A 21,398-nucleotide genomic window follows, 5' to 3' on the forward strand; every position below is an offset into this window, starting at 1 on the left:
CCGCTCCGGACAGCCGGAGCGGGGACAAAAGGAAAGATTGCGGACTAAATATCGAAATAGAGAAAGAATTCATGAGGATGGGGACGCAAATTTACAGCGTTCACCTCCTTGGTGGTCTTGTAGCTGATCCATTTTTCAATGACGTCGGGGGTAAAAACATCACCTTTGAGCAAAAACTCGTGGTCGGCCTTGAGGGCGGCCAGGGCCTCCGGCAGCGAGCCCGGCGCGGAGGGAATTTCCGCCAGCTCTTCCGGCGGCAGGCCATAGATGTCCTTGTCGAGGGGAGACCCGGGATCGATCTTGTTTTCGATGCCGTCCAAGGCCGCCATGAGAACGGCCGAGAAGGCCAGGTAGCCGTTGCAGGACGGATCGGGCGTTCTGAATTCGATGCGCTTGGCCTTTGGCGAAGCTGAATACATGGGAATTCGGACGGCGGCGCTGCGATTCCGACTGGAGTAGGCCAGGTTGACCGGCGCCTCGAATCCGGGCACCAACCGCTTATAGGAATTGGTGGTCGGGTTGGTGAAAGCGCACACCGCCGAACAGTGTTTCAGAATGCCGCCGATGGCCCAGAGGGCTTCCTGGGAGACGCCGGCGTATTTATCACCCGCAAAGAGGGGGGTGCCGTCTTTCCATATGCTGAGATGCGTGTGCATACCGCTCCCATTGTCTTCGAACAGGGGTTTGGGCATGAATGTGACCGTATGACCGTGTTTGTATGCGACGTTCTTGAGAACATACTTGAACCAGACCATCTGATCGCCCATCTGCAGCAGCGGGGCGAACCGCATGTCGATCTCCGACTGACCCGCGGTGGCCACCTCGTGATGCTGACATTCGACGACAATCCCGAGATCCTGAAGGGTCAGCATCATCTCGGAACGGAGGTCCTGGAATTTGTCCATGGGCGGCACGGGAAAGTAGGCCTCCTTGTGGCGAGGTTTATAGGCCTGATTCGGCATTTCGTCGCGACCCGAGTTCCAGATGCCCTCCACTGAGTCGACCTCGTAAAAGGCACTGTTGCTGCGTGATTCGAACTGCACGTTGTCAAAAATGAAAAACTCCGCTTCGGGTCCGATAAAGGCCGTATCTCCAATACCGGTGCTTCTGAGGTAGGCCTCGGCCTTCTGAGCGATATGCCGGGGGTCGCGGCTGTAAGGCTCTCGAGTGATGGGATCGGCAATATTGCCGATGAGCACGAGGGTCGGATCGGCGAAAAAAGGATCCATCCTGGCGGTGGCGGGATCCGGAATGACCAGCATGTCCGATGCATTGATGGGCTGCCAGCCGCGAATACTCGATCCGTCGAAGCCGTAGCCGTCCTCGAAAGTGGAAACATCCAGTTCACTGATGGGCACGGAAAAATGCTGCCACACGCCGGGGAAATCCATAAATCGGATATCAACCACTTTGACCTTGTTTTCCTTTGCCATTGCGATGACGTTTTCAGGTGTCATTGTCATTTACATCTCCTTATTCATGTTCATGGGTATATTGAAATCAACCGATAATGCGCGATCGTTCAGGCTTTCCGTTTCGACTGTCCGAGGCTTCCGACAGGACCGTCATGAGGGCCGTTTCGAGGGCCGCCACCTGTTCGGGGCTGTCCGCCTTCTGGCCGTCGAAGTCCCGGACATAGAAGACATCCACCACCTGATCGGCATTCGTTGCAATCTTCGCCACCCAGACATCCAGGCGACATTTGAACAGTGCATCCGTAATTTTGTACAACAGCCCCGGAAAATCGTAGGTGAAGACCTCGACGATGGTGAAAAAACTGGAGCTTTCATTGTCCACATTCACCCGAGGCGACTTTTCGGGTCGCCAGGGCTTGTCTACGGCATAGGTCTTCATCTTTTCCGATAGCGCCGCCTCGAGATCGAGGCTTCCCAACAACGCCGATTCCAGGTCGGCTTCAGCATGCTCCCATTTCCGGGTTTCATAAAAACTGTCGGGCGGCGGCTTGACCTCGAAAACATCCAGGGCGATATTGTTGCGCCATGTATAGACCTGGGCCGCCAGGATATCCATGCCGTTCAGGGTGAACACACCGGAGATCCGGGCAAAGAGACCGGGGCAATCCCGGGCGCAGATGGTCACGGTCCGGGTCTTGAGACCGATGGATTTCTCTACCGTCCAGACGAAGTGAGCCTTCCCGAGGCGGTTGTAAAGGGCGATATGCCGGGCGATATTCTCCCTGGACGTATTCAGGAGGTACCGCGGCGGCATCATCCGGAACAACGCATCCATCGATTCACGGGTTCCCGGATGTTCCGAAAGGGTCAGTACGTAGTTCCGCTTCTCTTCGATCAGCGCCAAGGCACCTGCGGAGGTCAACTCCCCCTCCCTGAACAGGCTCGAAACGTTCAGGAAAAGCGCCTCGAGCAGCGCGGCGGTCCATCCGCTCCAGGCTTTGGGGCCGGTGGCGACGGAATCCGCCACCGACAGCAAATAGAGCATTTTCAGACGGTCGGTGTCACCAATCCTTCGGGCACAGACGAGGGCGGTCTCCTCGTCCTGTATATCCCGTCGCGTCGCGATCTTGATCAGGAAGAGGTGCTCCCGCACCAGAAAGGCAACGGTCTCGATCATTTCCGGCGGATATCCTCTTTCCGAAAGGATTTCCCGGATCATCTCCGCCCCTTTTTCGGAGTGATTCCCGCTGGACATACCTTTGCCGATATCGTGGAGCAGCCCGGCCCAGATGAGGGCGATGCGCTCCCGACGGGTCAGATCCTCGTAGATCTGCCCGCAAAGGGGCTTGGTGGTGGGATCGTCCGGCGTACCGAATTTTTTGAGCGTCTGCACCGTTCGCAAAAGGTGCCGATGCACCGGGTAGAGATGATACTCATCATATTGAATCCGGTTGACGATCTCATTGAACTGGGGAATAAACGCTTCCAGAAAACCCGTTTCCGACATGGCCTCCAGGACATTGAACTTGATCACCGGTGTCAGGAGGATCTTCTCAAAGGCCGACCGGACAGACTCGGATTCACGAAATCGGCCGTCGACGCAGTAAAGAAACTCCCTGACGAGCCGTCGGGCCTCGATGCTGAGGGGCATCTTGAGACGGGCACTCTCCTCGAAAATCCTCATGAGGATCTCCGACTGTTTGGGGATCATTTTGGAAGACACGAAATTGAGCATCCCATCGACGATCGCGATACCTTCGGCGTTCACTTTTTCAAGAGATTTCAGACTGCGCCGCTTGGCTTTTCCCTTCTCCAATTCGTAGACCACCAGCTGCTGCTGCTGCTTCAGAAAACCCATGTGCCGGTGCAGCACCCCCAGAAAGCGCTCGACGGGCTGCTGTCCGTCCCGGTAAACATACCCCAAATCAGCGGCCAACCGCTCCTGATAGATGAAATAGAGCTGATCGCATTTCCGGCCGGACAGGTAGTGAAGGTGATTCCGTACCTGCCAGATAAATGCCAGTGCCTGGCTCAGCGCCTGGTATTCCTTGTAGGAAAGACAGCCGTGATACTCCAGGTCCCGCGGTTGGGTAAGCTGGTTTCGGATACGGGCCACCCAGAGCATGGTATGGTAATCCCGCAGGCCGCCCTGCCCCTCCTTCAGATTCGGTTCCAGAAGATAAGTGGAGTCGCCGAAACTCTGGTGGCGCTCCTGGTTCCGCTTGACAACCCGTCCGATCACACCGTCCGGATCATCATAGATGACCTTTTCCCGAAACAAATCCAGAAGTTTCGAGTAGAGATGGGACATGCCGCAGATGAACCGGGCATCCAGAAAGGCCGTCAGCGTTTCGATGTCCTCGATGGCCGCGGTGATACACTCATCAAGGGAACGGGTCGCATGACCGACCTCCACACCGATGTCCCACAGGGGATAGATGATCTCCTCGATCAGTGCTGCCGCCGCTTCCGGGACCTCCCGATCGAACAGAATGAGCAGGTCCACATCGGAATGGATGCACTGCTCCTCCCGACCGTATCCACCGAGGGCGACGACGGCATAGGGGTTCCGTCGGATGTCCAGCTTTGGTCCGATCACACTGTTTTCATAGGATGCGCGAAAATACGCGTCGAAGCAACGGGTATAGCGGCGCACAAAATCCGGAACCTCCCCTTTCAGAAAATCCGCAATCAGGAATTTCTGTTGTCGTGCCAACGTGTTCAACGGATTATCGGATTTATGTCTCATATCGACCGCTATCAACCCTCGCTTGAAAGGCGCCTTGCCTTTGTTATCACTATAGCGATTATAAGCAAGTATGACGCCAATTGCTAATAAGTTTTTTTTGCTTTTTATTTCAAAAAGTTAAAATTTAAATGCACTCAAGAAAAAATTAAAGCCATACAATTATGTAATATTTTTCCCGTTTTTATGACAAAAATGTTTTTCCGGGTGCTCAAATCGCGACAGCCGACATCCAATTTAACAGACGGCGCATGCAGGAAGCGGCCCTATTTCAAACCAACTTCTCCTTGACACCCCGTCGGCCGGGATGCTACAAATTGTCGGCATACAAAATACTGTTTCTATTGCAAAACAAACTACCGGATATCATTACGTACATTCAATTACCGATCAGCATAACGGAGGGCTTGGAACATGACAGAAGAAATCTTAGCACCCCTTGCGGGAAAAATCGTCAAAATAAATCTTGAGGTCGGCGCGAAGGTAGAGGAGGACGACGAGGCCCTGATCATCGAGGCCATGAAGATGGAAACCCCGGTCTTCGTCCCGTGCGACGGCACGGTCAAAGAGGTTCGCGTCAAGGAGGGCGACTCGGTGGAGGAGGAAGACGTCCTTGCGATAATCACGTAAATCCGAACGTACATCGATGAAATCTGATCCTACAGGCATAGACGATCCTCCCGCAGATCATTTAGGCCCGATGAAACGGGCGGCCATGGCCGTCCATCCGTCTTTTTCCCGAACATCCAACACCTCGAATCCAATGTCGGCCATCCTGTCGGCCACCTTACGGCGATTTTCCGAGATAATCCCCGAACAGATAAAGATGCCCCCCGCTGAAAGCACCTTCGGGATGTCTTCCAAAAGAAGGAGGATGACCTCGCTCAGGATGTTGGCCGCCACCACGTCAAAGGTTCGGGAGACACCCGCCAGGAGGTCCCCGGCATGAATCTCGGCCGATCCGGGTCCGAACCCGTTTTTGGAGAGATTTTCCCGGGCCACGTCGACGGCAACGCCGTCTTTGTCCACGCCGACCATGAGGCCCGCCCCCAGTTTTCCGGCGGCGATCATAAGAATCCCCGAACCGGTACCCACATCAAGAAAACGTATCCCCGGCGCCAGCCAGGTTTCAAGCAGCCGTATGCAGAGAACGGTGGTAGGGTGGGTTCCGGTGCCGAAGGCCATCCCCGGATCGATCTCAAGTATGATTTCGTCCGGCGATGTCGGGGTGTAGTCGCGCCATGTGGGTTTAACAACAATTTTGTCGGAGATTTTTTCCGGCCGGAAATATGCCTTCCAGGACTCGGCCCAGTCCTCTTCGTCCAGTTCCTGAAAAAGAAGTCTGGTCGTGATTCCGGTCCGCCGACCCAGGACACGCAATCCTTCTTCCAGAGAAGATATCTTTTGCGCACCGTCGGCGTTTCCCGGAAAATAGCCGCTTACGGCATCGACCTCGGGCAAGGGCAGCGCATCCGTTGCCCATCCCTCTTCCGGCGACATGTTCGGACTTTCCACAACCACTCCCTGAAGGCCGAGATCGTAAAAAACGTCTGAAATCAGGTCGGCGCCCAGAACAGCGTCATGGAATTCGAAAACCACTTTAACCTGGGTCCACTTCATTCCGCCCTACCCTTTATCTTCTTCCAAGTCTCCCTGGGAGGATTGAAATATCCATATCCGAGATCCGGAAAAGCCCGCCGGATCCGTCTCAGAGCCTCGCGCATCCCCATAGGAACCCCGTGAACCGCCGCCCGGTTCATGGTCCTCCAGTACTTGACGGGATCATAGTTCAGGTTCCGCCACTGGACATAATGTATCGGATGCGTCCGCCTGAAGGCCAGAAAAGCCGCCACCTCCTCGGGCGTGTCGGTGAATCCCGGGCAGTTCAGGTAATTCAGGGCCACAAACCGGCCGTGCGCCAGCGCGATATCGATGCTTGCCAGAACATCGGTGAAGGCATAACCCCTGGGACGGTAATAGGCGTCGTAGCACGTCTTCCGAACGCTGTTCATGGAGACGCGGATGCTGTCGAGACCGGCGTCGAACAAATCCGCCAGGACGTCCGGAAGACTTGCATTGGTGTTCATGTTGATGGTGCCCCGATCGGTTTCCCTGCGAATCAGGCGAATGGCCGGGGCGATGACATGGGCCGCGAAGAGCGGGTCTCCCTCGCATCCCTGGCCGAAACTGACCACGCTGTTGTCGACCCGTCGAATGTGAGCCAGGGCCACCTCGGCGATCTCCTCGGGAGATGGGGTGAAGTCGATGCGTTCCTGGCTGCAGGACACCCCGTCCTCCGGTTGAAGAGAGATGCATCCCAGGCACCGGGCGTTGCAGGTCCGGGAAGCGGGCAGGGGGGCTTCGTAGCGGCCCAGAAAAAAGTTCTTGCCGGCCGGGCATCCATACTCGAGGGCGCAACGTTCCAGATGCCGGCGAAGGCGGTTTTCAGGCAAAAGCGCCTGCATGCGCCGAACCCCGGCCACAACCTTATCCCGGGGCATTTGTCGGATATCCTGCCGAGGCTCCCGATCAACACGGATGACGGCCGATCGAAATCCCCCGCCGTGCCACCCCACGGCGCCGTAGGAAAAAAGCGGCAGGACATCTCCGGGGTCCCGCTCCCGATAGGCGCTGATATAGGTATTGACGTATCCGGGGGAATTGAAGGCCGCCACGGGATAAATCGGCTCCCCGGGAGCATAGGGGTTCTCGTCAATCATCTCCGGCGCTTCGGCGACGAGATTGAAGACCAACGGCCGCCGGTGGGGGAGGTACATCAACTCTCCACCATGGGGCATGGGAAGGGTGTTCCCGGTGGTGAGCGGAACGACCCTGTCGCCCGCCATACCGGCTGCGGCGTATCCTTCCAACTCGAAGATCTCCCCGGCGGCATCGGCGACCATGGCCGTTACAGGCTTCGCAGGAGGTTTTCCTTTTTTTCGTCGTAACTGTCTCTTCATTCTTTTATTATACCACATCAAGGGCGGCAACACCGGAAAAATCTGAATGGCGCCTTCTGCGATTGTTTATGTGCTGAAAAACAGGCATAATTCAGTTGAAACCAGAGTCCGCTCAGTGATATATGCTTTCCCTATCTTTCGCTTTTCGTTATGTTTGGCCGTAAAACGGCTGGAAACCGAGGGGGAATCCTGCGGGTATGCCCCGCCCCTTCGGGGGGATAACCGCGCCGCTGATCACAACCAGGAATCACGGATGCCGCTGACCGACGCACAACAAAACCTGTTGAGAAGACTACCGGGAATCGACCGCATTCTCGAACAGACCCGTGTTGACCCGTTTTTCGAAGCGGTGCCGAAACCCTTGTTGACCCGAATCTGCAGGGAGGTGGTGGAAGATCTGCGGAAGGCCGTCATCGACGGAAGGCCGCCCGTCGATGAAAACGATATGACCGACGCCGGGATCACGGCCAGGGTCAAGCAGCACCTTGGCCGCACCCTGAAGCCCAACCTGATACCCGTTGTCAATGCCACCGGCGTCGTGGTCCACACCAATCTGGGACGCTCCCTGCTGGCAGATGAGGCCGTGAAAAATGTCGCCCGCATTTCACGCCGGTACACCAATCTCGAGTTCGACCTGGTCAGAGGCACCCGAGGTCTTCGCTACAGCGCCATCGAGGGGATCCTCTGTGAACTCACCGGCGCCGAAGCGGCAATGGCGGTCAACAACAACGCCGCCGCCGTGCTCCTCTGCCTCGATACCCTGGCCCGGGGAAAGGAGGCTGTCGTTTCCCGGGGAGAGCTCGTGGAAATCGGCGGTTCCTTTCGGATACCCGACGTCATGGTCCGCAGCGGTGCCCGGCTCCGGGAGGTGGGCACCACCAACCGGACCCACCTCCGGGACTACGAACAGGCCATCGGCGACGACACCGGGCTTCTGCTCAAGGTTCACACCAGCAATTTCAGCGTGGTGGGATTCACCAAGGCCGTACCCGCCCGAGAACTGGTCGAACTGGGCCACAAACGCGGCATACCGGTCATGGAGGACCTGGGCAGCGGCACCCTCGTCGATCTCTCCGTCTACGGCATGATCAAGGAGCCCACCGTTCAGGAGTCGGTTGCCGCCGGCATCGATGTCGTCACCTTCAGCGGCGACAAGCTCCTCGGCGGTCCTCAGGCGGGACTGATTGTTGGAAAACGGGCGATTCTCGACGCCGTCCGGCAGAACCCTCTGACCCGGGCCCTCAGAATCGACAAGATGACCCTGGCCGCCCTGGAGACCACCCTCCGGATCTATCGAGACCCCAGAAAGGCCGTCCAGGCCATTCCAACGCTCCGGATGCTCATCATCCCGTTGTCGGAGATCCAACAACGGGCCGAGCGTTTTACGGCATTGATGACCGCGAGCCGTTCCGAGCGCCTGCGCCTCTCCATTCTCGATGGGTTCTCCAGGGTCGGCGGGGGCGCTCTTCCGCTTCAGGAACTGCCCACCAGGTGCGTGAGCCTGGCAATCGACGGTATATCCACGGCCGCCATCGAGCGACGGATGCGCAGACACATCCCGCCCGTGATCGGCCGCATCGAAGCCGATCGCTTTATTCTGGACTTCAGAACCGTGGGGGAAGACGACATCGACATTATCGCATCCGCCGTCGGAAACCTGCTGGAAAAATGACCCGAAACACCCGAAAAATCTACACCCGGACCGGACATCGTCAGGCTTTTCTGCTGCATGAAACCAGAGATCTTCAGAAAGCGTCCCGTCCGGCTGAGCGCCGAACAGCCGTCGGCATTCGGGAGCTTTCCGCGAGATTCCCGCACATGTCCGTGGGAAAAGCCCTCATCGAGGCGGCGCTCCATCAACTGGAACCGACGCCCGCCTTCGGCGTCATGCTGATCCGTGTAGACGATTTTTTCGATGTCCAGGATGCCGCCGGCGACGAGGCTGCGATATCCCTGCTCCTGGACGCCGCCGTCGTCGTCGACGAGGTCACCCGGGCCGAGGATGCCCTATGGGGCATGATCGAGCAGGATCTGATCGGCATTTTTCTCCCGGAAAAAACCGAGGACGACTGCAAAAATATCGCCGAAGAAATCCGGCGGATCTTCTCCCTGGTCCGCGAAGCCACATTGACCATGGGTGTCACGGAATACCCCATGGACGAATACGGCCCTATCGACACCCTCAAAAACGCCCGAAAAGCCTTGAACCACGCCCGGCATTACGGCCCCGGCGGCATCGCGGTATTTGATGCGACAAGCCTCAACATCAACGCCGACCGCCTTTTCCAGGAGGGAAACATTCACGGCGCCGCAGAGGAACTCAAAGCCGCCCTCCGGCTGAATCCCGGAGACGCCGACATCCGCAACAGCCTGGGGGTCTGCTACGCCGCCCTGGGGGCGTTCAACCGAGCGCTTCGGGAATTCAGGGCCGCCGTCGGACTATGTCCGGAAAGCATTATGCCCGTTCACAACATCGGTCTTGTGCACGAGATGATGGGAGAGCCCCAAAAAGCGCTCAGACATCTGATCGAAGCCGATCGTCTTCTCGGATCCGACCCGAACGCCGGGGCGGTTTTTGAGCTGCCGTTTCAGATCGGTAGAATTTACCTTCAGGAGGGGCTTCCGGAAAAGGCCGAACCGTATCTGGTCCGGGCTTCGGCCCTCAATCCCGCCTCCGGCGCCGCCTGCCGAAAGCTGGGGGAATGTCTTGCGGCCCGAGGCGACACCAACGGCGCCGTCAGGGCTTTCAGCAACGCCGTCAAACGCAACCCCAACGACGCCGCAGCCCTGTCCGAGTTGGGCATCCTCTTCCACCAGCAGGGTGAAAATCCTGACATCGCCCTTCTGTTCTGCCGGCACAGCGTCGACATCGCGCCCCGAAACGGCCTTTTCCATCAACGCCTGGGCGAGCTCTGCCTTGCCCAGAACCGCCGCGACGAAGCCCTCGTCGCCCTGGAGCGCGCCCATGAACTCGGATGCGATTCCCGGGCGCTGATCGACCGGATCAGGGAATTGAACGCCTGGACGGAACAGACCTCCGGAAAAAAGGAAACCGCATGAAAGAGATGATCCTGGCCAGCCTGAAGGCGAGCCTTCACACCAAAGAAAAAAGCGTCCTTACCCACACGGACGATCTGCTGGCGGCGACGGAAAATATCCGGCAGTCCCTCGTTGCCGGCGGCAAGCTCCTCATATTCGGAAACGGGGGCAGCGCCGCCGATGCCCAGCATATTGCGGCGGAATTCGTCAATCGTTTCCTGAAAGAGCGTCGCCCCCTGGCGGCTATGGCCCTTACCACCGACACCTCTGTGATCACCAGTATCGGCAACGACTACCATTTCGACCAGATCTTCCAGAAACAGGTCGAAGCCCTGGGACGGATCGGCGATATCGCCGTGGGCATCAGCACCAGCGGAAATTCCCCCAACGTGGTTCTCGCCATGGAAACCGCCCGGAAAATGGGACTCTTCACCATCGGCTTCACCGGCAGGGGCGGGGCCATCGCCACGCTGTCCGATATCCTTTTCACGGTCCCCTCGGACGTCACCGCACGGATTCAGGAGACCCACATCACCCTGGCCCATATTTTGTGTGAACTGGTGGAAGAGCGGATGTTCGGCGGTGTCGGTGCCGCAGCTCAACCCTGAAGGAAGCGAAAATTGCAAAGGCGTGTTGATTTTACGCCCGCAAATGATTACTTTGGCGGTCGTTGGTCGAACGGCCGATACCCAGACCCGTACGGCAAGGAGAAAAAAATGCCTATATACGAATATCACTGTGATCAATGCGACAAAGATTTTGAATGCCTCGTCATCGGCAGCCACCAGGCTGAATGTCCGAACTGCAAAAGCACCGACGTCAGGAAGATGATGTCCGCCTGCGGCTTTCTGAGCAAAGGCAGCGGCGGAGAGACGGTCAAGGCATCCGCCGGAGCATCGTCCTGCAGCGGGTGCACGGCCTCCAGCTGCGCGGGGTGCGGCCACTGATGGCGAGTACGACGACCGCACAGGACAGAACGACGCGACACATCACCATCGGCACCCGGGGCAGCCAGTTGGCCCTCTGGCAGGCCAACTGGGCTCGCCGAACCATTATGGAAAAATTTCCCGGCACAGCCGTCGAACTCCTCATCATCAAGACCAAGGGCGACAAGATCCTGGACGTCCCCCTGGCCAAGGTCGGCGGCAAGGGGCTTTTCGTCAAGGAGATCGAGGACGCCATGCTGGACGGCAGGATCGATGCGGCCGTCCACAGCATGAAGGATATGCCGGCCAAGATCCCACCCGGACTCTGCATCGGCGCCGTTCCCGAGCGGGAGACGCCTCAGGACGCCCTGGTCTCCCGAAATCGACTTCCCCTGAAGCGTCTTCCCCAGGGCGCACGGGTGGGGACCAGCAGCCTGCGGCGCGGGGCCCAGCTGAAAAGCGTTCGCCCGGACATCGAGATCGTGCCGCTCCGCGGGAACCTCGATACACGCCTCAACAAGCTCGACACCGAGAGGTTGGATGCGGTCATCCTGGCGGCAGCCGGTCTGAATCGCATGGGCCTGACCGACCGAATCACCGAAATGATCGACACCACCGTCATGCTCCCGGCCGTGGGCCAGGGAGCCCTCTGCATCGAGTGTCGGCAAAACGATCCCGGCATCGCCCCGGTGATGGCGGCCCTGAATCACGCAGAAACACGAAAGGTGGTCATGGGGGAGCGGGCCTTTCTGAACCGCCTGGAGGGCGGGTGTCAGGTACCTATCGCCGCCCACGGCACGCTTGAAGGCGACACCTACACGCTGATCGGGCTGGTGGCCGCCCTCGACGGCGGCACCGTCATCCGGGAAACCCTGTCCGGCCCTGCCGAAGACGCGGAACGCATCGGCGTCTCTCTGGCCGAACACCTCATCGCCAAGGGCGCCGGGCCAATCTTAGAAAGCCTGAAGGAAATTCATGAAATCAGCAGGTAAAGTCTATCTGGTGGGCGCAGGGCCGGGTGACCCCGGCCTGATAACGGTCAAGGGTCTGGAGTGCATACGGAATGCCGATGTGATCATCTACGATTACCTGGCATCGCCCGCCTTTCTCAAGTATGCCCCGGAGCATGCGGAACAGATCTACGTCGGGAAAAAAGGGGGAGACCATACCCTTTCCCAGGACGGCATCAACGCCCTGATCGTGGAAAAAGCCAAAGAAGGACGGGTCGTGACCCGACTCAAGGGCGGAGACCCTTTTATTTTCGGCCGGGGCGGTGAGGAGGCCGAGGTTCTGGTGGCCGCCGGGATCCCCTTTGAAGTCGTACCCGGGGTGACATCGGCCATTGCGGCGCCGGCCTACGCAGGCATCCCCCTTACCCATCGAGACTTTACCTCGACATTGGCCTTTGTCACCGGCCACGAGGATCCGACCAAGACGGATTCCAGCATCGACTGGGCCTCCCTGGCTCGGGGTATCGGCACCCTGGTCTTTTTTATGGGCGTCAAGAACCTCCCCCACATCACCCGAAACCTGATGGACAACGGGATGGCACCCGAAACGCCGGTAGGCCTGATTCGATGGGGAACTACAACGCGCCAGGAATCCGTGTTCGGCACTCTCGAGAACATCGTGGAACGGGTGAAGGCGGCAGGGCTCAAGGCGCCTTCCATTATCGTCGTCGGAAACGTCGTCTCCCTTCGGAGCTCCCTCAACTGGTTCGAAAATCGCCCCCTTCTGGGCAAACGGATCGTCGTCACGCGGGCTCGGGAACAGGCGAGCGATCTGGTGAAGCGTTTGACGGACATGGGTGCCGACTGCATGGAATGCCCGACCATTCAGGTCATCCCCCCCGAAGACTGGGCCCCCCTGGATGCGGCCGTCAACACCCTGTCCACATACGATTGGATCGTCTTCACCAGCGTCAACGGCGTCAGGTTTTTCTTCCGGAGACTCTTCGAGACCGGGTACGATGTTCGGGCCCTTCACCGCCTCAGGACCGCCTGTATCGGCCCCGTCACCGCCCGGACCTTGATGGGCTTCGGCCTGAAAACCGACATCCTGCCCGAAAACTACCGGGCCGAGTCGGTGGTGGACGCCTTCAGGAACGAAAATATCAAGGGGTGCCGCATCCTGCTGCCCCGCGCCATGGAGGCGAGACCCGTCCTGCCTGTGGAGCTGACGCGAATGGGTGCGACCGTGGACGAGGTCACGGCCTACCGGACGGTCCAGGCCCGGGAAAACGCTGAGCAGCTTGTGGCAAAACTCAAGTCCGGCGCTATCGACATGGTCACCTTCACCAGTTCTTCCACCGTGCGGAATTTCAAAGCCCTTTTACCCGAGGAGGAGCCTCTCGCCCGAATGATGAACGGCGTCACCGTGGCGAGCATCGGGCCCATCACCTCGGACACGGCCCGGGAGCTGGGGTTCACGGTGGACGTCACGGCGTCGACTTACACGATTCCAGGCCTCTGCGACGCCATTCTGGCCCACTACCAAACAGCTTCATAGGCGACAATGCCTCTGAATCCTACCGTACCCCGCCCGCCGGACGGCGGACATGGATCCGTACCGACCGTTCGCGAGGTGGGGGGCATCTACATCCATGTCCCGTTCTGCGTCCGCAAATGCCTCTACTGCGATTTCTATTCCGAAATCGACCGTTCCCGAATTCCCGACTACCTTGACGCCCTCGATCAGGAAATCCGCTGCGCCGATCCGCCGGCGGGGCTCATTTTCGATACCCTGTATATCGGGGGCGGAACACCTTCCGTACTGGCGTCAAACCAGGTCAACCGTATAATGGCTACGGTACGCGAACGATTTGAATTGTGTCCCGATGCGGAGATCACCCTGGAAGCCAACCCCGGGACCCTTACCGAAAAGGGGCTTCGGGCGTTACGACGCCTGGGCGTCAATCGCCTCAACATCGGGGTCCAGTCCTTTTCGGACAAAGGACTCCGATTTCTGGGGCGGGTCCATTCGGCCGAGGATGCCCGGACTTCCGTGCGATGGGCGCAGGATGCCGGTTACGACAGCATCGGCCTCGATCTGATATACGGTCTTCCGGGACAGTCGGCGGCAGACTGGATCGCGGACATGACGGCTGCCGTCACCCTCGCCCCCCATCATCTCTCCTGCTACATGCTCACCTACGAACCGAGGACGCCGCTGTCGCGGCTCCTGGAGAAGAGGACATTCAAGCCCCTCTCCGAAAGTCGGGTCGGCACATTGTTTCAAACCACCATCCGATTTCTGGCCGACCACGGTTACACCCAGTACGAGGTCTCCAATTTCGCCCGTTCGTCGGATAAACAGTCGCGACACAACCGGAAATACTGGTCCATGGCGCCCTACCTGGGCTTCGGCCCCTCCGCCCACTCGTTCATGCCGCCGGAGCGGTGGTGGAATGTCGGGAGCATCGGACGATACATGGAACTCACCGCAACGGGGCAGCCCGTCGTGGATGCGAAAGAAGTCGTGGATCGGGAAGGACAAATCATCGAAGGGCTCTATCTGGGGCTGCGGCAGACCGACGGCATCCGGATTCCGGACTTCGAAAACCGGTTCGAGCTCCGTTTCAAAGAAGTCTTCGGAGAGGTTCTGGCGACCCTCCGAAAAAAAAAGTGGCTTCAGGATGCCGCTGATCGGTGTGCCTTGACCCCCTTGGGGCTCCGTTTTCTGGACAGCGTTACGTCGATGTTCGTCTCAAGAGATTTTTCCGGGATCCCGACGAGCGAAAGGCGATAACCCCCCTCCCGTCGGGTTCGGCAGGAAAAGCTTTGGAATGACCTACTGAATGTTGCCGGTCAGCGCCGAGTTCAATACCCCCAGATAAAAACGGGCGTGACTGATGTGAGCCGCCATATTGGATCGATGATTGGCTATGAATCCATCGGGGCTGCCCTCGAAAACGATCCAGGGGTCCATGTTAGCGGCATGGCCGAGGGCGGTGATGGCATGGTGGAGCACGTCGGTGCCCTGGATCGAGGCGATCAGATCACTGAAATCCTCGGCCGTCGCCTCGAGAATCGTCTCCATGGCGTGGGCCACCCCCTTGGAATAATAGAAATAATCGTCAGCCTTGAAGGTGCTGAGGTCTCCCTGATTCTTGACCAGATTTTCATCGCAGCTGCCCAGCATGCTCTCGAACGCCCTGAACAGTGGAACGAGATTGTCCACGCGGCGGTAAAATCGGGCCTCACCGTTTTTCAGCATCCTGATATAGTTTTTCATCTCATCCAGGCCCTCATTGTACTTGGACTCGGCTGTGGGAAACCAATACTGCCGGGAGTTGATCATGAAACAGTTCATAGCCGATTCAAGGCTCGGGACATAGGCGTCCGTACTGCCGGTTCGGGAGAGATGCTCGGCCAGGACCACGCTGGTTCTACGGGTTACCTCGAGGATGCCCAACTGGAGATTGTTGACGTTGTCCGTAACGTTGAGGATGTCGTTGGGACGCCACCCCCAGAACCTTTCGTTCAGTTCGTAGGCCAAAGGCTCCATACAGGCGGTGACAAAAGCCGTGCCTTTCCCGACGTCCAGGACCGGTGCGTGGGTGGGAACGGCGACCTTGGGCGGCTGGGTTTCCGTCGATGTCGTCGATTTGGAGGGGGCCACACGGGTGTCCCGGGCAACGGTTTTTCCGTTGTTCGGAGGGAGGTGACCGGGCGTTTTCACCTTGGGCGCGGCGGTGGTCTCTTCCGTGGCCACAACCGTCGGTTTTGCGGCTTTCCGAGCCGATCGGTCCTCGAGAAACCCAAGAATCGTCCAGACGAGCCACAGGAGTATCAGAGTGATCACCACGATCAGGATAAACCGCTTCGAGGCCAGAATACCGCCTTTTTTCCCGGCGACCGGTTCACCGCCATTGCCGTCGTTGTTCAAATTATCCATCGGATCTCCTTCACAAAATTAGGATTAATGCGTGGGTATCAACCGCCTCTGAGCTTTCGAATGTCCCCGATGCGGATGGTCAGGTTCTGGGCGTCGAAATATTCGATAAAAGGGATCAGGAATTTTCGGGAAACGCCGGCGATCTCCTTGAACTGGAGGGTTGTCATCTCCGTGTTGGCCTTGAGGAAGGCCTTGGTTTTCGCCTTGAGGGCCTCGAGGGTCTCGGTATGGACATAAAGGTCCTCCCGTATCTTGGTAATCAACCCCTCGCTGATGAGAATCATCAGAACGTCCTTGGCCCGGTTGGGATCCATGTCGGCACTCCGGCATAGGTCCTTGAAGTAGGGCGGCGTAAGCCCACCCTCGACATAGGCTTCGAGGATCCGTTTCCGAATCTCCTCCTGATCGGCCTTCAGGGCGACCTTATGCGTCGAGAGGCGAACCATGTCCTCCTCCTGGATCAGAATCTTTTCCCTGATCAGATGGTTCAACACCAGATTGAACAATTTAGGGCCGAGGAAGGACGGAAACCGGGATTTGAGTTCTTCCTTGGGCATCCCCGGTTTGAGCGGATATTTCTCGTGGTATCGAAAGACGTGCCCGGAGATTTCGGCCTTGAGCTTCTCCAGATTCTCCTGATGAATGAAGATCTGGTTGTCGCTGTCGACCTGGACAAGGGTCCTGTCGGACAGAAACCCCTGTACCTTCTGGCGGAGCGGCTTCTCCGGAATGTTCGTCATCACCTTCAGGTTTGCAAAAGAGACCCCGGGATACCCCGCGGCCGCCGTCAGACGACAGATCACATCGCCGGACTCGTGTTGATCCAGATCCCTCAACATCCCGACGACGCCGTCGTCAAACCGCTTGTGCTTGACGGGAATCGGGTTGAGCACCTTGCCGCCGCCGACGGTTCGAACCGGAGAGTAACTCCGCGCCACGAATCGATCGTCCTTGACCAGGGCCACCGGCGTCTCGAGGCGAAGCTGTGCCGGCGCCGACTCTCCGGGGACGAGTTCCTCCGTATCGAGAAGGATCAGATTGCCGAGAACCTCGCTGGTGCCGGTATGAAATCGGACCCGGGTCCGGTTCTTGATGGGCTTCCGGTTGCTCTTCAGGTAGTGGAACATGACGTCGACCATGTAGCTCGCCGCGAGAGCGGCGGGTGTGGAGAGGATGTCCCCGCGGTTCACCACCGTCTTTTCGAGCCCCTGAAAATTGACGGCCGTTCGCATGCCGGCCTCGGCGGCCTCCGCAGCCTGATTGTGCACCTGGATTCCCCGGACCTTGGCGGTGATCCCCGACGGATAGAGCATGACGGTCTCTCCCACCGACACGCGCCCGGAAATCAGGGTGCCGGTGATCACCGTACCGAATCCCCGCATGGTGAAGACCCGATCCACAGGCAGGCGGAAGATGCCCGACGAAGATCGTTCAGGCACCTCGCGGCTCAACTGTTCAAGGGCTGCAACGAAATCATCCATGCCGCGCCCCGTCACCGACGAAACCGGCACGATGGGCCGATCCTCCAGAAACGTGCCCTGAACGAAGTCCCGGATGTCCTCCATGACCAGTTCCAGCCATTCCTCGTCCACCAAGTCCACCTTGGTCAGGACCACCAGGCCGTGCCGAACCCCCAAAAGCGCACAGATCTCCATGTGCTCCCGCGTCTGGGGCATGACGCCTTCGTCCGCGGCGATCACCATGGCCACGATGTCGATGCCCGTCGCCCCTGCGACCATATTCTTGACAAACTTCTCGTGCCCGGGAACATCCACGATGCCCACATGACGGCCGCCGGGCAGGTCAAAGGCCGCAAAACCGAGCTCGATGGTGATTCCCCGGCGCTGCTCCTCCTTGAGCCGGTCGGTGTTGATGCCGGTCAGCGCCTTGATGAGCGTGGTTTTCCCGTGATCGATATGTCCTGCGGTTCCCAAAATAATCTGATGTGACACGGTCGCCTCTTTTTGCTATTTCTTTTTTTCCGTTTTTCTCCTGCGCCAGTATTCCAGGAGGTAAGCGAGGGCCACCAGGACAACGGCAAACCCCGCCACATAGACCATGTGGAATTCCGGGTGAAAAATGCGCATCAGCACAACGGCAAACACCACCCCCAGGATCGCCCGCATCACAAAAATGTTAAAATTTGCCAAAATTATACCTCGCATGCATCACAAAACTGATTTTATTGACCATTCATATAAGAGAAGCCGATCAGGGTCAATACCCAGTTTCGACAATTTGAAACAGAATCCTGCGTCGATTATTTTTGAGGTTTTCAAAAAAAAACTTGAATCCCCGCCCTTTTTCTGGTACTCAGGACTTCTGTTTTATGGTGGGTGTAGCTCAGTTGGTAGAGCACCAGGTTGTGGCCCTGGTGGCCGTGGGTTCAAGTCCCATCACTCACCCCATCACAGCCACCAGAGACCATTGCGGTACCCCCGTAGTGGTCTTCTTACTTGCGCCCGTAGCTCAGCTGGATAGAGCGTCGGACTTCGGATCCGCAGGTCGGGGGTTCGAATCCCTCCGGGCGCGCTCGACAAATCAAGGGTTTGGCCATATCGGGCTGAACCCTTTTTTGCTTTCCGTCACCCACGTGCCACCGGTCATTCAAAATACAGACCGGATTAAATGGCATCAATCTCAAATCGAACCCTGAATCACAACACAGAATTTCAACCTTCGACTTTCATGATGGTGACCGGAAAGAGGTGCCGGGAGGATACGGCCCATGGTGGGGCAACATTAGCAACCGTTGTCGGCGATTTTGAGCTCCCGCAGGATAACCGCGCCGTTGATGTCGGGATGTTTTTCCCAGTAAGTGTCCGCTCGAAGATTCCATGAAATCGAATCGCCAAGGCCGGTGCCTCAGCCCATGTCGACCGAAACCCGTGACATGCCGTCAATCCAAAATTCGAGAGGGCCCTTGAAGCCGAAAAAAGCCAGGACAGTCATGAAGGGTCACCGTGAAGCGTCAATGATGTGGGGATATCTGGCGGTCATGACGGCGGCGGCCTGCTGGGGCACCTCAGGGATTTTTATCCAACTCATCATGACCCAAATCGACATACCGGCAGCGGCCTTGGCCTTTTGGCGGGATACGGCCGCGTTCCTTGCTTTTTCCTGCATTTCAGGCATGTTCAGACGACGCGAGGAGCTGCGGATTCAAAAATCCGATCGAATCTGGTTGATCCTGATGGGTTTCAGCCTGGGCCTGTTCCACGTCAGTTGGAATCTGGGAATTTTTTTGAACGGCCCCGCAATTACTACAGTGCAACAAGCCGCCATGCCGGTGATCGTCATCCTTGTGGCCCGGATCGTCTGGCAGGAGGCCTTCACCGTCCGGAAAATCGCCGCCGTCACGCTCATTGCTACCGGCACGATTCTGGTATCCGGGCTGATATCCTCGGTCCGAAATGAGGTGACGACGGCAGGTATCGCAGCAGGCTTTTCAGTTCCGGCCACTTACGCGGCATGGAGCATCTTCGGAAAACAGCTGAGCGGTCGATATGCCCCCGAGGTCGTGCTTACCTATGCCTTCGGTATTGCGGCGCTGGTGCTTTTGCCCTTTCAGTTTTTCGTGGCGTCCCCATTGCCGGTGCCGCCACAGACGTGGCTCTGTTTCGCAGGCTTGATCGGACTGTCCACCGTCGCCGGTTTTTTTGCGTTTGCCTTCGGTCTGAAGCATCTGCCGGCCGGTGTCGCCACCGTTCTGGTGATGTCCGAAATTCTGTTTGTATCGGTATACGCTTATTCTCTTTGGGGGGAAATGATGACCCCCATTGAAAGCTTCGGAGCCTTGTTGGTCATATGCGGGGTTGTCGCCTTACTTCAGCGGCGAAAATATCGACCGACGGAAGATTGATTCCGGCGGCGCTCACATCCCCGACAAGGCTCTTTGCCGCATCTCCGTAAATGCCCGAGCCATAGCGAGAGCGACGGCAGGAACATGTTTTTATCGGCGGTATCGGCCGCCCCAACCCTCATTACGCATTGAAAAAGGGGAGGATAATGGTAAAATATTTTTTATTAGCCCCTGCGAATGACGGTTTTTCACCGGAAAGCCTTCCACGCCGCAGTCTGACTGGAACCCCAACTGGAGAAAAAAATGAGAAAACGATTTTGGTCCGCAATTTTGATCGGAACCCTGACCGTCGCCCTGCTGGCAACACCTGGAGCCGCTGCAGAAAAACTCCTGAAGGTGGGCGTCCTGGGACCCTTCACCGGTCCGTCGGCCAAGAACGGCGCCGAATTCAAGGCATCGGTGGAAATGGCCATGGAAAAGATCGGTTACAAAGTCGGCGACTACAAGATCGAGCTGGTCTGGATCGATTCTCAATCCGATCCGGCCAAGGCGGCCGGTGCCTATGCCGAAGCCGTCGAGCGCATGGGCATCGAGTGCGCCATGCAGAACTGGCATAGCTCGGTGGCTGTGGCGGCAATGGACGCGGCGGCCCAGTACAGGATTCCCCACTGGTTCGGGTTCGGCGCCACGGAGCTGGTCAATGAAAAATGGCGAAGCGATCCGGCCAGGTACAGCTACTGGGGGGGCAAGGGTTGGCCCGTTCCCGCAAAAATGGCCGTCGGTTATGTAGAATGCCTCGACAACGCCGTTGAGAAAAATCTATGGAAACCCGCCAACAAGAAGGTGGCCGTTTATGGAGAAGACACCGACTGGGGCCGCAGCCTGGGCAGCGCCCTCAAAAAGATGTTCGCCGACAAAGGGTGGGAGATCGTTTCCGAGGATTATTTCCCCATCACTCAAACCGATTTCTATCCCCTGCTGAGCAAATACAAATCCGCCGATGTCTCGGTCCTTGCCGGGACATCCACTATAGCCTCCACCATGACCGCCTTTGTCAAACAGGCTAATGAGGTGGGCCTCGGGTCGGTCATCATCGCCGACGGCCTCGGCTGGATGGGGGATTGGTACAAGATGGCGGGCCCCGGCTCCAACGGCGTCCTCGACATGATCCCCCAGCTCACCACTCCCGAGGCCAGGAAGTGGGCCGAAGACATCCAGGCCAGATATGGCTTCAACCCGAGCCCTTCGGCAGGCGGTCTCTGTTATGACGGCACCAACATGTTTATCAAGATTCTCAATCGCACCTTCGAAAAATACGGGGCGCTCAATAAAGAGAATATCCACAAGATCTTTGTCGAGGAGGTCCAGACCGGCAAGCTGACCTTCAGCAAGGCCGACGGTGCGCTCATCATGAACGAGTACCGATACACCGCCGAATCCGTCCCGGATCCGGTGGTCGGCAAGGATGCCTATTACTTCCCGGTGATCCAGTACACCGAAGGCAAGGGCGCCATCGTTTATCCCGAGGATTGGAAAGAGAAGGATTTCACACCAAAACAGTAAGGCTTGCCAGGGGCCCCAGCCCCAACCGGACACGTTGCTGCAACTGGAGTG

At 57.9% G+C, this 21,398-nt stretch carries 17 protein-coding genes and 2 tRNA genes; 12 read left to right on the top strand and 7 right to left on the bottom strand.

Features of this window, described 5'->3' with window-relative positions; all coding sequences use genetic code 11:
- Positions 1-44 precede the first annotated feature (44 nt).
- Both glnA and glnD read right to left on the bottom strand, forming a co-directional pair.
- Positions 45-1,457, bottom strand: a complete 1,413-nt coding sequence (gene glnA / locus AB7S84_RS06925; RefSeq protein WP_040415363.1) for a type I glutamate--ammonia ligase — start codon at positions 1,455-1,457, stop codon at positions 45-47.
- Positions 1,458-1,500: 43 nt separating this feature from the next.
- A complete protein-coding gene (gene glnD / locus AB7S84_RS06930) occupies positions 1,501-4,164 on the bottom strand; it encodes a [protein-PII] uridylyltransferase (RefSeq protein WP_020877308.1) in 2,664 nt (887 codons plus the stop codon).
- Positions 4,165-4,575: 411 nt separating this feature from the next.
- Between glnD and AB7S84_RS06935 the strand changes: the two genes are divergently transcribed.
- Entirely contained in the window at positions 4,576-4,791 is a 216-nt protein-coding gene (locus AB7S84_RS06935; RefSeq protein ID WP_020877307.1) for an acetyl-CoA carboxylase biotin carboxyl carrier protein subunit, read from the top strand.
- A 57-nt stretch (positions 4,792-4,848) separates the two neighbouring features.
- Here AB7S84_RS06935 and prmA read toward each other — a convergent pair whose 3' ends face one another.
- Positions 4,849-5,781: a 50S ribosomal protein L11 methyltransferase gene (gene prmA / locus AB7S84_RS06940; protein ID WP_020877306.1), complete on the bottom strand. Its 933-nt coding sequence runs from the start codon at positions 5,779-5,781 to the stop codon at positions 4,849-4,851.
- The gene (locus AB7S84_RS06945) at positions 5,778-7,121 is read right to left on the bottom strand and encodes a radical SAM protein (RefSeq protein ID WP_428153601.1); all 1,344 of its coding nucleotides are present in this window, start codon (positions 7,119-7,121) and stop codon (positions 5,778-5,780) included. Before AB7S84_RS06945 ends, prmA begins: the two co-directional genes overlap by 4 nt.
- Positions 7,122-7,374: 253 nt before the next feature.
- On the opposite strand from AB7S84_RS06945, the gene selA reads away from it, so the two are divergent.
- The 7 genes from selA (at position 7,375) to hemW (ending at position 14,833) form a co-directional block, all read left to right on the top strand.
- A complete protein-coding gene (gene selA / locus AB7S84_RS06950; RefSeq protein WP_144016540.1) occupies positions 7,375-8,793 on the top strand; it encodes an L-seryl-tRNA(Sec) selenium transferase in 1,419 nt (472 codons plus the stop codon).
- Entirely contained in the window at positions 8,790-10,181 is a 1,392-nt protein-coding gene (locus tag AB7S84_RS06955; protein WP_020877303.1) for a tetratricopeptide repeat-containing diguanylate cyclase, read from the top strand. Before selA ends, AB7S84_RS06955 begins: the two co-directional genes overlap by 4 nt.
- Positions 10,178-10,768, top strand: a complete 591-nt coding sequence (locus tag AB7S84_RS06960) for a D-sedoheptulose-7-phosphate isomerase (protein WP_020877302.1) — start codon at positions 10,178-10,180, stop codon at positions 10,766-10,768. The genes AB7S84_RS06955 and AB7S84_RS06960 overlap by 4 nt, the downstream gene beginning before the upstream one ends.
- 108 nt (positions 10,769-10,876) lie before the next feature.
- Positions 10,877-11,107, top strand: coding sequence for an FmdB family zinc ribbon protein (locus AB7S84_RS06965; RefSeq protein ID WP_020877301.1), 231 nt, complete (start codon positions 10,877-10,879; stop codon positions 11,105-11,107).
- Complete coding sequence (gene hemC / locus AB7S84_RS06970) at positions 11,107-12,078, top strand: hydroxymethylbilane synthase (protein ID WP_020877300.1); 972 nt, start codon at positions 11,107-11,109, stop codon at positions 12,076-12,078. Before AB7S84_RS06965 ends, hemC begins: the two co-directional genes overlap by 1 nt.
- A complete protein-coding gene (gene cobA, locus AB7S84_RS06975) occupies positions 12,062-13,594 on the top strand; it encodes a uroporphyrinogen-III C-methyltransferase (RefSeq protein WP_428153606.1) in 1,533 nt (510 codons plus the stop codon). The genes hemC and cobA overlap by 17 nt, the downstream gene beginning before the upstream one ends.
- A 6-nt stretch (positions 13,595-13,600) precedes the next feature.
- Positions 13,601-14,833: a radical SAM family heme chaperone HemW gene (hemW, locus tag AB7S84_RS06980; RefSeq protein WP_428153608.1), complete on the top strand. Its 1,233-nt coding sequence runs from the start codon at positions 13,601-13,603 to the stop codon at positions 14,831-14,833.
- Between the two features lie 42 nt (positions 14,834-14,875).
- On the opposite strand, the gene AB7S84_RS06985 is transcribed toward hemW, so the two are convergent.
- Genes AB7S84_RS06985 through AB7S84_RS06995 form a run of 3 tightly spaced genes read right to left on the bottom strand, consistent with a single transcriptional unit; the run spans position 14,876 to position 18,132 of the window.
- The gene (locus AB7S84_RS06985) at positions 14,876-15,982 is read right to left on the bottom strand and encodes a DUF2333 family protein (RefSeq protein ID WP_020877297.1); all 1,107 of its coding nucleotides are present in this window, start codon (positions 15,980-15,982) and stop codon (positions 14,876-14,878) included.
- 38 nt (positions 15,983-16,020) lie between these two features.
- On the bottom strand, positions 16,021-17,934 hold the full coding sequence (gene selB / locus AB7S84_RS06990; RefSeq protein WP_428153611.1) for a selenocysteine-specific translation elongation factor: 1,914 nt from the start codon (positions 17,932-17,934) through the stop codon (positions 16,021-16,023).
- A gap of 15 nt (positions 17,935-17,949) precedes the next feature.
- Positions 17,950-18,132 carry a hypothetical protein gene (locus tag AB7S84_RS06995; protein WP_234979173.1) on the bottom strand — a complete coding sequence of 61 codons (183 nt, stop codon included), beginning with the start codon at positions 18,130-18,132 and terminating at the stop codon, positions 17,950-17,952.
- Positions 18,133-18,314: 182 nt separating this feature from the next.
- Between AB7S84_RS06995 and AB7S84_RS07000 the strand changes: the two genes are divergently transcribed.
- The 4 genes from AB7S84_RS07000 (at position 18,315) to AB7S84_RS07015 (ending at position 21,347) form a co-directional block, all read left to right on the top strand.
- Positions 18,315-18,390: transfer RNA gene (locus tag AB7S84_RS07000), tRNA-His, on the top strand.
- A gap of 50 nt (positions 18,391-18,440) precedes the next feature.
- Positions 18,441-18,514 (top strand) — tRNA-Arg (locus AB7S84_RS07005).
- A gap of 442 nt (positions 18,515-18,956) precedes the next feature.
- On the top strand, positions 18,957-19,844 hold the full coding sequence (locus tag AB7S84_RS07010) for a DMT family transporter (protein WP_428153614.1): 888 nt from the start codon (positions 18,957-18,959) through the stop codon (positions 19,842-19,844).
- A 243-nt stretch (positions 19,845-20,087) separates the two neighbouring features.
- Positions 20,088-21,347, top strand: coding sequence for an ABC transporter substrate-binding protein (locus AB7S84_RS07015; RefSeq protein WP_020877292.1), 1,260 nt, complete (start codon positions 20,088-20,090; stop codon positions 21,345-21,347).
- Positions 21,348-21,398: the final 51 nt, after the last annotated feature.

It is taken from the genome of Desulfococcus sp. (genome assembly GCF_050178255.1).
Taxonomy (GTDB): domain Bacteria; phylum Desulfobacterota; class Desulfobacteria; order Desulfobacterales; family Desulfococcaceae; genus Desulfococcus; species Desulfococcus multivorans.